Raw genomic sequence first — 12,425 nt, forward strand, 5'->3', positions numbered from 1 at the left:
CTCACCCGGGCGGTTCGACCTCGCCGGCGTCCTCGTCGACGTCCTGGCCGCCGGGCTTCTTCCGCTCGGCCGGCGGGATTTCGATGTCGAGGTCGGCTTCCGGGGTGCCGGGCGGGCGGGGCACGTCGGGGCTGATGGGCTCGCGCTCGGATTCGGTCATGGCCGCCGGTTACCCCGGCGGCCGCCGGTTCACGCAGGCCGGAAAGCGCCTTCCGGGGCTGGACCGCCGCGGTCGTTGCTGATATTCCTTCGCTCGTGCCCCTGGACGCGATCGACCTCCACAGCATCAACCCGTGGGAGGTGGCCTTCCTGCGCGAGGAGGTGGGCGCCTACTTCGCCAACGGCATCGACCTGGCCCCCGGCGCGACCGTCCTCGACGTCGGCGCCAACGTCGGGGTGTTCTCCGCCGCCGTGTTCGAGCGCCTCGGCGGCGACGCGCGGATCTACGCCTTCGAACCGCTCCCGCCGCTGTTCGAAACCCTGGACCGCAACGGCCGCGACTTCTTCGCGGACCGGCTGACCGCGCTGCCGTACGGCCTCGCCGCCGCCGAAGCCGAGCTCGACTTCTCCTACTTCCCGGCCGCGACCATCTTTTCGTCGTCGTTGCGGGACGAGGGGAACATCGACGTCGAGCGGCGCCGGGTCACGGCCAGCGTCGTCGAGATGATCCGGCGCGGCGGCCTCGGCGGCGGGCTCCGGCGGGTGCCCGCGCCCGTCCTGCGCGGCATCGTCGGGCGCAAGCTCCGCGTGATGCGGGAGCTGGAAACCCACCGCGTCCGGGTCCGGCCGCTCTCGGCGGTGCTCGACGAACACCGCATCGAGCGCGTCGACCTGCTCAAGGTCGACGTCGAAGGGGCCGAGCTCGACGTCCTGCGCGGCCTCGAAGACCGGCACTGGCCCCTGGTGCGGCAAGCGGTCGTCGAGGTCGAAGGGTGGCTCGAGCACCGCGACACCGTCCGGGACGTCTTCGCCTCGCGCGGGTTCGCCGTCGCAGCGGTGCAGGACCCCGTCCAGGAGGCCGCCGACATCGGGATGGTGTACGCGGTCAGCGGTACCCGAGCCAGTCGAGGTTGATCCGGCCGGTGTCGCCGGGCGCGCAGGAGAGCGTGAGCACCGGGTCCCGGCCGGTGAGCGGGATGTCGCCGAAGGTCGCCGTGCCCCAGTCGTCCCAGCTGTCGGAGACCTTCGGGAAGCTCAGCTGCCGCAGCGGGCGACCGTCGACCGACAGCGTCATGGTGCGGGCGTCGCCGTTGGCGTTGGCGTACCGGACGGTGATCGCGCCGGTCGCCGCCGCGGTCGTGGTGCGGTGGATCGTGAAGGCCGACGCCGCGCCCTCGGCCCAGAGCCCGTCGACGAAGGCGCGGCCGGTGTAGCCGGTGTGGTTCACGTTCGTCTTGACCCCGCCGGTGTTGTGCGCGTCTTCGGCTTCGAGGTGCGCCGGGTCCGGGCAGCCCTCGACGGTCCCGGCGGTGTCGGCGCAGCGGTCCCGGGCGTCGGGGACGCCGTCGCCGTCCCGATCGCCCGCGGGCGCCCCGGTCAGGGTGATCTCGACGGTGTGCGCGCCGGCGAGCGTGGCCGGGAGTTCGGCGGCCGCGGGCCGGCCGTCGAGGGTGACCGAGCGGATCGCGGTGCCCGCGCCGCGCAGGGTGACGGTGAGGTCCGCCGCGCGGTAGCGCAGGTGCCGGAGGGTGACGTCACCCCAGCCGCTGGGCAGCGTGGGGGCGAAAGCCAGGCCGCGGGTGGTGAAGCGGAGCCCGAAGAGTCCACTGTGGATCATGTCGAGGAACGCGGTCGCCGACCACGTCTGGTCCGGCTCGGAACCCCAGTGGAACTTCACGGTGTCGCCCAGCCGCTGGTAGCCGCCGTCGACGACGCCGGTGCCGCCGTGGTAGATCTCCCAGAAGCCGCTGTTGCCGCCGGCCAGCTTCGCCAGGCGCGCGGTCTCGGCGGCGAAGGCGTCCTGATCGCCGTGCCCGGCCAGCGCTTTCGCCCACAGGCCTTGAACGAGCGGCCAGACGATCGCGTTGTGGCGGCCCGGCTGCGCGTCGGAGTAGCGCGCCCAGTTCGGGTAGGTGTCGGGCATGCCCCACGCCAGTTCGCGGGCGTTGGCGACGATCGAGCGGGCCTGCGCGGGGTTCGCGACGCCGAAGAGCAGCGCGAACGCCAGCCCGGTGCCCTCCTGGTAGGCCCCGCGGGTGCCGTCGGCCAGCAGCTGGTAGTCGTACAGGCCGGTCTTCGGGTTCCAGAAGTTCCGGTTGATCGCGTTCTTCAGCGCGGTGGCCTTGACGCGGTACGCGGCGGCTTCCGCGGCGGGGCGACCCAGCTGCCCGGCCATGTTCGCGGCGTTGACGTAGGCCGCGTAGTAGACCTCGTTGGTGCTCAGGAACATCCCGCTCGCGACGCCGGGCCAGGGCATGCTGCCGGTGCTGACCGATTCGGTGGCGTCGGCCGGTGGCGCGGGGTAGCCGGCGATGCCGTCGTTGAAGAACGACGCGCCGGTGAACAGCCCGTAGGTGCGGTCGAACCCCGCGGTGGTGGCGGTTTCGCGGATGGCCAGCGTGTTCTTCGTCGTGGTGTAGGCGTTTTCGAGGAACGCGCGGTCGCCGGTGACGAGGAAGTGGTGCCACGCCGCCGTCGCCCAGACGACCTGGTCCCACTGCTGGTCGTCCTGCTGCACGCGCAGCGCGCCGCCGGCGTCCCGGTCGACCACCGCCCACAGGGTGTTCCGCGCCAGGGCCGGGTCGAGGAGGCTCGCCGCGTTCCAGCTGTTGACCGACGCGTCGCGCGTCCACGGCTGGGCGTAGCCGCCACCGGCGCGGACGAAACCGGCGGCCGGGTCGAGCAGGCCGCTCTTGTCGTACTTCGGGTCGTAGCCGATCGTGTTGGTGCGCAGCAGGTTGTCGAGCGCCGCGTCGTACGCGGTGCCGTACAACGCTTGGCTGCCGGGGTTCGCGAACTCGAGCGAAGGCCGGGGCGCGGGAGCCGCGGCCGCGGGTCCGGTGAGGACCCCGCACGCCGTCGCCACCACCAGGACCGCCGCGCCGAACCGCCGCCGGACGTCGTTTGCCATGCGCGTAACCCCTTCGCCTCCGTCGCCGGCCCGGAGCCAGTGCACCACGCGGCGGCGGGATTTCCCCGGAAACGGCCGGATTCTGTCCGTTCCTGTCCGCCGTCACGGTCGGGTAAAGACCGTTGTGCCCGGTCGCACCGTGTGATCGGGTGTCGGGACCGCGGTCGCGCTGAGTGAGGAGGGCCGGTGGCGTTCTTCCTTTCGCGGCTGTTCGCGCGCTGGGTGCTGCACCCCGGCCGGGGGTGGCTGCTGCCCGCCGGCGTGGTGCTCGTCGTGTTCGCGACGAGCTGGCCGCTGATGGCGCTGGCCGAGCCGGCGGGCAGCGAGCTGGTCCGGCCCGGCACGTACTGGTGGTACTTCGTCGTCACCGCGACCACGGTCGGGTACGGCGACTTCTCGCCCGAAACCGTCGCCGGGCACGTCGTCGGCGCCTACGTCATCGTGGGCGGGATCGCGACCCTCACGACGGTGTTCACCAAGCTCGCGTCGGTGCTGGAACAGGCGAAGGGACGGCGGATGCAGGGGACGGAGGCGGTGCGGGCGAGCGGGCACACGGTGCTGATCGGGTACACCGCCGGGCGGACCGAGCGGATCGTGGCCCAGCTGCTGGCCGACGGGGTGCCCGGGCTGGTGCTCTGCGCGGGGGAGGAGGTCGGCGTCCACCCGATGCCGGACCGGCCGGTGGAGTTCGTCCGCGGCGACCCGACCGCGGCCGACGTGCTGGCCAGGGCGGGCGTGGCGCGCGCCACCGCGGTCCTGGTCGACGTTGCCGACGACAACGCGGCGCTGGCGGTCGCCGTCACGGTGGACCACGCCACGCCGTCCGCGCACGTCGTCGTCACCCTGCGGGACCTCGACCGCGCCGAGCTGGTCCGGTACGTCGACCCGCGGATCCGCTGCGTGCAGTGGCACACGCCGCGGATGGTGACCGAGGAGCTGACGTCCCCGGGCATCACCGAGGTCTACGCCGAGCTGATGACCGCCGGGGGCGCCGACACGTTCTCGGTCACGCTGCCGGACTCCCTCGGCCGGCTGCCGGCCGAACGCTGCCGCCTCGCGCTCGGCCGCGCGTACGGGGCGACGGTGCTGGCCGTGCGCACCGGCGCGGACCTGGAGGTCAACCCGGCCTGGGACGCGGAACTGGCGGCCGGCGCGGTGCTCTACTACGTCGGCCCGAGGCGGCTCACCGGCGCCGAGGTCGAGGCGGCCCTGGGTGGGGAGGTGGCCCCGCCGGGCGAGACGCTGCATACTGCAAGAATGTCGAGGAGGAAGCCGGGGGCCGCGCAGTGAGCTCGCGCGAGGGGCCCTCGCGCCGGAAATTCGGCCGGATCGACCCGTACTGCCTGATGGCCGTGCTGCCGGTGCTGCTGGTCGCCGGAATCCTCGGCTCCCTGGTCAACGTGCTGCTGGGGCTGGGCTGCGCGGTCTTCGCGGGCCTGATCCTCCTGTTCGATTCGTGGGCCAACCGCCCCGGCCCGCGCCCGCCCGAACCCGAGCACGCGCCCCGCCCGGTCCGGCCCGCTCAGGCGAGGCCACCGGCGCGCGATCCCGGCCGCCCCCCGGTCCGCCAGCCGGCCCGGGGACCACGGCCGCCCACCGGCCGGGCTCCGGCTCCGGCCCGGGCCCCGGTCCGCCGCGCGGGCCCCCCGCCCGCCGCCCGCTGACCCACGCCACGCTGAAGGGGACTTTCCTCGCATCAGATGCGAGGAAAGTCCCCTTCAGCGCGTGAGATGAGAGGAACGTCCCCTTCAGCCCGCGCCGGGCGCCAGGAGCTGCTCGCGCAGGATGTCGGCGTGGCCGCCGTGCTGGGCCAGTTCGCGGAGCACCTGCAGGTACACCCAGCGCAGCGTGCGCGGCCCGGTCCGGTGGCCGGTCACCACCGCGTCCAGCGACAGGTCCGCGACCGCCTCCCGCGCGGTGGCGCAGGCTTGCCGGTGGGCCGCGGTCACCGAGGCGATGGTGTCGCCGTCGTCGAGCCGGAAGGAGTCGTCCGGGCCCGGGACCAGGCCGAGCTCCCCGCGGGACGTGCCGCCGACGCACTCCTCGAACCACACGCGCTGCATCCACGTCACGTGCTTGAGCAGCCCGAGCAGCGTCGTCGCGGACGGGACGAGGCGGCGGCGGGCCTGTTCCTCGGTCAGGCCGTCGAGGGCGGCTTCGATGGCGCCGCGGTGCTCCTCGAGGAACGCCTCGAGCTGGACGCGCTCGCCGTCGAGCGGTACTTCGAACGAACCCACCGGCATCCCCTCAGCCGCCGACGTGGATGCCCGGCCGCCGGTCGGCGTCCTGCTCGCTGCTGCGGATGATCTCCCGGACGACCGGGGCGGTGTCGCCGCGGCCGAGGAGCAGGTAGCGGAAGAGGTGCCCGAGCGGGTTCCCCTCGGACCACTCGAAGTAGCAGTGGGGCCGGACGCCGGTGACGTCGCGCAGGGTCAGCAGGATCGCGGCGATCGCGTTGGGGGCCGCCGGGCTGTTCGTGCGCAGGATCCGGTAGCCGTCGACCTCGACGCCCCGCACCTGCAGCACGTTGCTGAACTCCGACGGGTCCACGACGTCGATCTCGAGGAACAGGACGTCGGCGGCCCCGGGCACCGGGTTCATCCCGCGCTGCTCGGCTTCCTTGGCGGAGTACTCGGCGTGGTCGCCGCCCTGGCGCTTGTTGGCGATGATGTTCAGGGCACCGTCGTGGGCCAGCGAGTCGCCGATGAACCGGCGTGCCTCGTCGTCGAACTCGATGTGCTCGGCGCGCAGCTCCGTGGTCCGCGTGACCCGCGAAACCAGGGAGACGACGATGATCCCGAGGATGAACAGCGCCGAAATGGCGATCCCGTCCGGCTTTTCGATGACGTTCTCGACGAGCGCGTAGAGCAGGACGAGCGTCAGGACGACGAAGCCGATGGCGGCGCCGCGCTGGCGGCGCCGGATCGCGGAGATGCTGACCGCGACCGCGCCCGAGACCATCATCGCGAGGATGCCGGTCGCGTACGCACCGGCCTGGGCGTTCACGTCGGCGCCGAACGCGATGGTGATGAGGACGCTGATCGCGGTGTAGACGAGCACGACCGGCCGGACGGCGCGGCCCCACTCCGGTGCCATGCCGTAGGTGGGCAGGTACCGCGGCACGATGTTGATCAGCCCGGCCATCGCCGACGCGCCGGCGAACCACAGGATGAGGACGCTGCTGATGTCGTACGCGGTGCCGAAGATCTCGCCCAGTTCGTGGTGGGCGAGGTAGGCCATGGCGCGGCCGTTGGCCTCGCCGCCTTCCTTGAACGCGTCCGCCGGGATCAGCACGGTGGTGACGAAGCTGGTCGCGATGAGGAACACGGACATGACGAGCGCGGCGGCGGTGAGCAGCTTCCGCGTGTTGCGGATGCGCGACTCCAGCTTCTCTTCCGCGGTCTTCCCGTCGGCGGCGACCAGCGGCATCATGCTGACGCCGGTCTCGAAGCCGGACAGCCCGAGCACGAGCATCGGGAAGGCGATCACGGCCGGGCCGACGATGCCGCCGAACCCGCCGCCGCCGGCGGTCAGTGCGTCGGTCCAGCGGGAGAGGGCCGCGGAGTCGCCGAGCAGGTCGACCACGCCGGCGACGGTGACCACGGCGTTGAGCAGGAGGAAGACCGCGACGAGCGGGATGGCGACCCCGACCGCCTCGCTGAAGCCGAGCAGGAACACCCCGCCGAGGATCAGCAGCAGCACGACGGTGATGAGGACCGCGTGGCCGTGCAGGAAGCCCGGCAGGTAGGGGTTCTCCAGCAGGTGCACGGTGGCGTCGGCCGAGGACAGCGTGATCGTGATGATCCACGAGGTGGCCACGAACCCGAGCAGGGTGAGGACGAAGACCTTCCCGCGCCAGAACGGCAGGAGGTTCTCGAGCATCGCGACCGAGCCCTGCCCGTGCGGGCTTTCCCGGGCGACCCGCCGGTACATCGGCAGCATCCCGAGCAGGGTGAGCGCGACGATGAGCAGCGTGGCCAGCGGCGACAGCGCCCCGGCGGCCAGCGCGGCGATCCCGGGCAGGTAGGAGAGCGTGGAGAAGTAGTCGACGCCGGTCAGGCACATGACCTTCCACCAGGCCTGCGGCGTCCCGTGGTCCTCACCGCCGGCGCGGCCGACCGGGGCGACCCGGTGCTCCAGCAGCCACCGGGCGACCCCGGAAGCCGGTGGTTTCGGCGGCACCGGGCTGTCGACCTTCGCCGGAATGGTCAAATCGGGTGAAACACCCATTTTTCGCCCTCACGTCCCCTCGGCCCGCTGACAACCGGGGACAAGCATGCCCGACGGCGGACGGCACGTCGCACCGGAGGCACCCGACGGCTGTCCACTCCGGACGGGAGCCGGCCCCGCGGCGGATGTCCCCTGTGGACGGTCAGAACTCGTCGGCCGACGTCAGCTCGTGCTCGAAGGCGTCCGCGCGGGCCACGACCGCCTTGAGCGGGCGCTCGAACTCCTCCTGGATGCTGAGGTCCTCCAGCGGCACGGTGTGCTTGAGCAGGGCGACGCCGTCGACCACGGCCGCGCCGCCGACCGCCGAGCCGCCGGCGAGCTCGAGGAGCTTCCGCAGGTCGACCGAGTCGGCCCAGCCGACCGGTGAGGAGATCTCGATCCACGAGCCGCCGTCGAGTTCGGGCAGGTGGTGGACCGTCGCCTGCTGGGTCCGGTCGCTCGGGCCGGACAGCCGGAACCGCAGCCAGCCGTCCGACTCCTCCAGGACTTCGTACCGCGTCCGCACAAAGTTGATCACGTCGATCCAGGTGGTCACGCGTCGAGCATGCCACGTCCCGCCGGAGTCCGGCACCGAGGACACTCCGGGCGCTGGTCCCGCGGCCGGATCGGTGCCAGGATCAGGGGATGCACGGCCGCCGGGCAGGGCGCGGCCGGCGGCCGCCGCCGCCGGCCGGGACCGGTGGGCCGCGGTGATCCCGGCCGGCCGCGCCGGGCGGTTCCCGGTCGTGGCCCTGGTCGGCTCCGCCGGCGGCTTGGCCGCCCTCTCCCAGGTGCTCGGCGCCCTGCCGGCGGACCTCCCGGCGTCGGTGCTCGTCGCACTGCACCTGGAACCGAACCGGACGAGCCAGCTGACCGCGATCCTGGCCGGGCGCACCGCGCTGCGGGTCACCGAAGCCGTGGACGACGCCGAGCTCACCCCCGGCACGGTGCTGGTCGTGCCCGCAGGCCGGCACCTGCTGGTCACCTCCGCGTCGCGGATCGGCTTGCTGGACACCGGTGCGCTGCCGCCGCGGCCGTCGGCCGACCTGCTGCTGGCGACGCTCGCCGTCACGTGCGGTCCGCGTGCGCTGGCCGTCGTCCTGACCGGCAAGGGCACCGACGCCCAGGCGGGGATCCGCGCGGTGGTGCGCTGCGGGGGCACCGTGCTCGCCCAGGACGAGGCCACGTCCACGGAGTTCGGGATGCCCGGCGCCGCGATCGGGACCGAGCTCGTCGACGCCGTGCTGCCCCTGCCCGCGATCGCCGGGGCCATCCAGGACCACGTCGGCCGGTACTCCACACGGCCGAGCGGGTTTGCTCCGCTCGATGAGGGTTACCCGCCGTAGTGGACGGTTTCGACTACCGTGAGCCGGAAGCTGAGGAGGTGGACGTCGTGCCGCCCTGCGAACGCGACCTCGTCGTCATCGGCGCGTCGGCCGGCGGAGTGGAAGCTCTGCGCTCGGTGGTTTCCGGGCTGCCCGCCGACTTCCCCGCCGCGGTCCTGGTCACCATGCACATCGCCGCGGGGACGCACAGCGTCCTGGCCCGGATCCTCGACCGCGCGGGGCCGCTACCCGCCCGGACCGCCGAGCACGGGGCGGCGATCGAAGCGGGCACCGTGGCCGTCGCGCCGCCCGACCGCCACCTGCTCATCGAAGGCGGCTCGCTGGTCCTGACCCGGGGACCGACGGAAAACGGTCACCGCCCCGCGGTCAACGCGCTGTTCCGGGCGGCCGCGCTGAGCGCCGGGCCGAAGGCCGTCGGTGTCGTCCTCTCGGGCGTCCTCGACGACGGCGCGGCCGGCTTGCGCGCGATCGTGGACCGGGGCGGCGCCGCCGTGGTCCAGGACCCCGCCGACGCGTTGTACGGCGGCATGCCGGAGAGCGCGCTGGCGGAGGTCGACACCGAGTACGTGGTGCGGGCCACCGAGATCGGCGCGGTCCTCGGGGAACTGGTCCGGACGCGGACCGGGCCGGGCGAAGAGCGGCCGCCGCCGGCTTCCCTCCTGCTGGAGGACCGGATCGCCCGCCAAGGGGTGCGGCTGGGCGCGTTCACCCCCACCGGACGCCACGGCGGATCGGGGTACACGTGCCCGGACTGCCAGGGGGCGCTGACCGAAGTCGAAACGACCGGTCAGTACCGCTGCCGGATCGGGCACGCCTGGTCCGGGCCGGCCCTGCTCGCCGCGCACGACAGCGAATTCCAGTTCGCGCTGCAGAAGGCGCTCCGCGCACTCGACGAGAAGGCGGCCCTGGCCACGAGACTGGTCAGGCAAGCAGGCGGCACGCGTCCGCACGGGCTGGCGGAGCGCTACGCCGCGTCCGCTCGCGAAGCCGCCGACGCGGCGGAGACGCTGCGCCGGTTCCTGCTGCACACGACCGGTGAGCTCGGCGGGGAAGCGGTGCGGCGATGACGGCCTCGACCGTCCACCTGGCGATCGGCCACCACGAGCGCGCGACCGTCGCGACGGTCACCGGCGAACTGACCCTGCTTTCCTACCCCGTTCTGCGCGACGGCCTGCTCAAGATCGCGACGGACGCGCCGGAGGGCTTGGTGGCCGACATCCGCGGGCTGCGGCTCGGCGACGCGTCCCTGGTGAGCGTCTTTTCCCTGGTCGCCATGCGGATCGGCGACTGGCCGGGCATCCCGTTCACGCTGGTCGCCGACGAGCCCGGCGACCGGCTGCTGAACCGCCTCGTCGTCGATCGCTACGTCCCGGTCCGCGCCGACCTCGCCGCGGCGACGGCGGCCCTGCGGCACCCGGTCCGGCGGCGGAGCGAGCGCACCTTCGCCCGCGTCGAGGGCAGTTCGGCCCAGGCCCGCGAGTTCGTCACCGGCCGGCTGGCCCAGTGGGAGGTGCCCGAACTCGCCGAAGACGCGCGCTTCATCGCGACCGAACTGGTCGAGAACGTCTTGAAGCACACCACTTCGGAGCCGCGGCTGCGCCTGGACCTGCGCCGGGGTGTGTGCACGGTGGCCGTGGCCGACCTGGACCCGCGGCCGGCCGTCCTGCTGGAACGGCTCTCCCCGTTCGAACCCGGCATAGGGCTGAAGCTGGTCGCGCGGATGGCCCGCACGTGGGGCTGCAGCCGGTCGTGGTCGGGCGGGAAAGTCGTCTGGGCGGTTCTCCGCCGTCGTACCCGCACCGCCGGGTAGCGTGTCGGATCGTGACCGAGCCCAACGAGCCCACCGGCGAGTTCGAATCCGTGCTGGCCTACCTCAAGGAATCTCGGGGCTTCGACTTCACGGGGTACAAGCGGAGCAGTCTCATGCGCCGGGTCCACCGCCGGATGGGCCAGGTGGAGATCGGCGACTACGCCGACTACATCGACCAGCTGCAGGTCAACGCCGACGAGTTCGTCGCGCTGTTCAACACCATCCTGATCAACGTGACGGGGTTCTTCCGCGATCCGGACGCGTGGGAATTCCTGCGGCTGCACGTACTGCCCGCGCTGCTCGCCGAGCGCAGCCCCGAGGAACCGGTCCGGGTGTGGAGCGCCGGCTGCGCGGCCGGCCAGGAGGCCTACAGCCTGGCCATGCTGTTCGCCGACGTGCTGGGCGTCGAAGCCTTTCGCCAGCGGGTGAAGATCTACGCCACCGACGTCGACGAAGAGGCGCTGGTGCAGGCCCGGCAGGCGGCCTACACCGCGGCCGAGGTCGAAGGGCTCTCCGAGGCGCAGCTCGAAAAGTACTTCGAGCTGCAGGGCAACCGGTACTGCTTCCGCAAGGACCTGCGCCGCTCGGTCATCTTCGGGCGCAACGACCTGGTGCAGGACGCCCCGATCTCCCGGATCGATCTGCTGACCTGCCGCAACACCCTGATGTACTTCAACGCCGAGACGCAGACCAAGATCCTGGAGCGGTTCCACTTCGCGCTCGCCCCCCGCGGGGTGCTGTTCCTCGGCAAGGCCGAGATGCTGCTGTCGCACACCAGGATCTTCGAGCCCCAGGAGCTCAAGCGGCGGATCTTCCGCAAAGCCGTCACCATCCCGGTCACCCTCAACCACTTCGTCTCGCCCGGCCACCAGCAGCGGCGCCTCGAAGAGATCTCCGGCATCGAGGAACTGCGTGAGCAGGCTTTCTCGGCGAGCCCGGTCGCCCAGATCGTCGTCACCGAAGGCGAAACGACGGCCCTGATCAACTCCCAGGCGGAGGTCGCGTTCGGACTGTCCGAACGCGACGTCGGCCGCCCGCTGCGGGACCTGGACGTCTCCTACCGGCCGGTGGCGCTGCGCGGGTACGTCGAGCAGGCCCGGTCGGAACGGCGGTCGCTGCGGATCAAGGACGTGGAGTGGCGCCGGGCCGGCGAGACCGTGTGGTACGAGGTGCACGTCAACCCGCTGGTGAACAAGGAGAAGGCGCTGCTCGGTGTCTCGGTGGTGTTCCACGACGTCAGCTGGGCGCGCCAGCTGCTCACCGAGCTGGAGCACACGAACCGCCAGCTCGAGTCGGCGTACGAGGAACTGCAGTCCACGAACGAGGAACTCGAGACCACCAACGAAGAACTCCAGTCCACTGTGGAGGAACTGGAGACCACGAACGAAGAGCTCCAGTCCACCAACGAGGAACTGGAGACGATGAACGAGGAGCTGCAGTCCACCAACGACGAGCTGCAGACGATCAACGACGCCCTGCGTGAGCGCAGCCTCGACCTCGACGAGGTGAACGAGTTCCTCGAGTCGGTGCTCACGTCGATCCGGGCCGGCATCGTCGTCATCGATTCCGAGATGCGGATCAAGGCGTGGAACCGCGGCGCGGAGGACCTCTGGGGCGTGCGGCGGGAAGAGGCCGAAGGCACCCACCTGCTGAACCTGGACGTCGGCCTGCCGGTCGCGGAGGTGCGTCCCGTGGTGCGCGAAGCGCTGGCCGACCCCGGCTACTACGGCGAACTGACGCTCGACGCGATCAACCGCCGCGGCCGGGCCGCGGTCGTCCGGCTGCTCTGCAGCTCCCTGCCCAGCCCGAAGGGCGAGAGCCACGGCGCCCTGCTGATGATGGAAGAAACGAAGGCCGACCCGGCCGAGTGAACCCCGGCCGGGCCCGTCGCGGCTCCGGCAAAGTCAGGTCGGCGGCTGGCGTACGCGCCCCAATGTGGCGTTCGGTGCGTTCAACGCACCGAACGCCACATTGGGTGCATCCAGGACCT

12 protein-coding genes are annotated in these 12,425 nt (G+C 72.3%); 7 read left to right on the forward strand and 5 right to left on the reverse strand.

The window, feature by feature from the left end; all coding sequences use genetic code 11:
- Position 1 precedes the first annotated feature (1 nt).
- The gene (locus AB5J73_RS33515) at positions 2–160 is read right to left on the reverse strand and encodes a hypothetical protein (protein ID WP_370962756.1); all 159 of its coding nucleotides are present in this window, start codon (positions 158–160) and stop codon (positions 2–4) included.
- A 95-nt stretch (positions 161–255) separates the two neighbouring features.
- Here AB5J73_RS33515 and AB5J73_RS33520 point away from each other — a divergent pair, with 95 nt between their 5' ends.
- Entirely contained in the window at positions 256–1,074 is an 819-nt protein-coding gene (locus AB5J73_RS33520) for an FkbM family methyltransferase (protein ID WP_370962758.1), read from the forward strand.
- Here the strand turns inward: AB5J73_RS33520 and AB5J73_RS33525 are convergent.
- A complete protein-coding gene (locus tag AB5J73_RS33525; RefSeq protein ID WP_370962759.1) occupies positions 1,046–3,070 on the reverse strand; it encodes a glycosyl hydrolase family 65 protein in 2,025 nt (674 codons plus the stop codon). The genes AB5J73_RS33520 and AB5J73_RS33525 overlap by 29 nt on opposite strands.
- Before the next feature lie 186 nt (positions 3,071–3,256).
- Between AB5J73_RS33525 and AB5J73_RS33530 the strand changes: the two genes are divergently transcribed.
- Both AB5J73_RS33530 and AB5J73_RS33535 read left to right on the forward strand, forming a co-directional pair.
- Entirely contained in the window at positions 3,257–4,360 is a 1,104-nt protein-coding gene (locus tag AB5J73_RS33530; RefSeq protein ID WP_370962760.1) for an ion channel, read from the forward strand.
- Complete coding sequence (locus AB5J73_RS33535) at positions 4,357–4,734, forward strand: hypothetical protein (RefSeq protein ID WP_370962762.1); 378 nt, start codon at positions 4,357–4,359, stop codon at positions 4,732–4,734. Before AB5J73_RS33530 ends, AB5J73_RS33535 begins: the two co-directional genes overlap by 4 nt.
- Before the next feature lie 84 nt (positions 4,735–4,818).
- Here AB5J73_RS33535 and AB5J73_RS33540 read toward each other — a convergent pair whose 3' ends face one another.
- From AB5J73_RS33540 to AB5J73_RS33550, 3 genes are all read right to left on the reverse strand, one after another.
- Positions 4,819–5,307, reverse strand: a complete 489-nt coding sequence (locus AB5J73_RS33540) for a DinB family protein (RefSeq protein WP_370962763.1) — start codon at positions 5,305–5,307, stop codon at positions 4,819–4,821.
- Between the two features lie 10 nt (positions 5,308–5,317).
- On the reverse strand, positions 5,318–7,300 hold the full coding sequence (locus AB5J73_RS33545) for an amino acid transporter (RefSeq protein WP_370962764.1): 1,983 nt from the start codon (positions 7,298–7,300) through the stop codon (positions 5,318–5,320).
- Between the two features lie 142 nt (positions 7,301–7,442).
- Positions 7,443–7,835: a hypothetical protein gene (locus tag AB5J73_RS33550; protein WP_370962765.1), complete on the reverse strand. Its 393-nt coding sequence runs from the start codon at positions 7,833–7,835 to the stop codon at positions 7,443–7,445.
- Between the two features lie 154 nt (positions 7,836–7,989).
- On the opposite strand from AB5J73_RS33550, the gene AB5J73_RS33555 reads away from it, so the two are divergent.
- From AB5J73_RS33555 to AB5J73_RS33570, 4 genes are read left to right on the forward strand one after another with little or no spacing between them, the layout of a single operon-like run.
- Positions 7,990–8,625 carry a chemotaxis protein CheB gene (locus AB5J73_RS33555; RefSeq protein WP_370962766.1) on the forward strand — a complete coding sequence of 212 codons (636 nt, stop codon included), beginning with the start codon at positions 7,990–7,992 and terminating at the stop codon, positions 8,623–8,625.
- A gap of 38 nt (positions 8,626–8,663) precedes the next feature.
- Positions 8,664–9,692 carry a chemotaxis protein CheB gene (locus AB5J73_RS33560; RefSeq protein ID WP_370962767.1) on the forward strand — a complete coding sequence of 343 codons (1,029 nt, stop codon included), beginning with the start codon at positions 8,664–8,666 and terminating at the stop codon, positions 9,690–9,692.
- Positions 9,689–10,435, forward strand: coding sequence for an ATP-binding protein (locus AB5J73_RS33565; protein WP_370962768.1), 747 nt, complete (start codon positions 9,689–9,691; stop codon positions 10,433–10,435). Before AB5J73_RS33560 ends, AB5J73_RS33565 begins: the two co-directional genes overlap by 4 nt.
- Positions 10,436–10,446: 11 nt before the next feature.
- Positions 10,447–12,306: a CheR family methyltransferase gene (locus AB5J73_RS33570; protein ID WP_370962770.1), complete on the forward strand. Its 1,860-nt coding sequence runs from the start codon at positions 10,447–10,449 to the stop codon at positions 12,304–12,306.
- The last annotated feature ends 119 nt before the right edge of the window (positions 12,307–12,425 follow it).

The organism is Amycolatopsis sp. cg9 (genome assembly GCF_041346945.1).
Taxonomy (GTDB): Bacteria; Actinomycetota; Actinomycetes; order Mycobacteriales; family Pseudonocardiaceae; genus Amycolatopsis.

Bases quoted from the DNA above. Each gene is read 5' to 3' on its own strand.
- AB5J73_RS33515 (WP_370962756.1), bottom strand. From the start codon at position 160: ATGACCGAATCCGAGCGCGAGCCCATCAGCCCCGACGTGCCCCGCCCG.
- AB5J73_RS33525 (WP_370962759.1), bottom strand. From the start codon at position 3,070: ATGGCAAACGACGTCCGGCGGCGGTTCGGCGCGGCGGTCCTGGTGGTG.
- AB5J73_RS33545 (WP_370962764.1), bottom strand. From the start codon at position 7,300: ATGGGTGTTTCACCCGATTTGACCATTCCGGCGAAGGTCGACAGCCCG.
- AB5J73_RS33565 (WP_370962768.1), top strand. From the start codon at position 9,689: ATGACGGCCTCGACCGTCCACCTGGCGATCGGCCACCACGAGCGCGCG.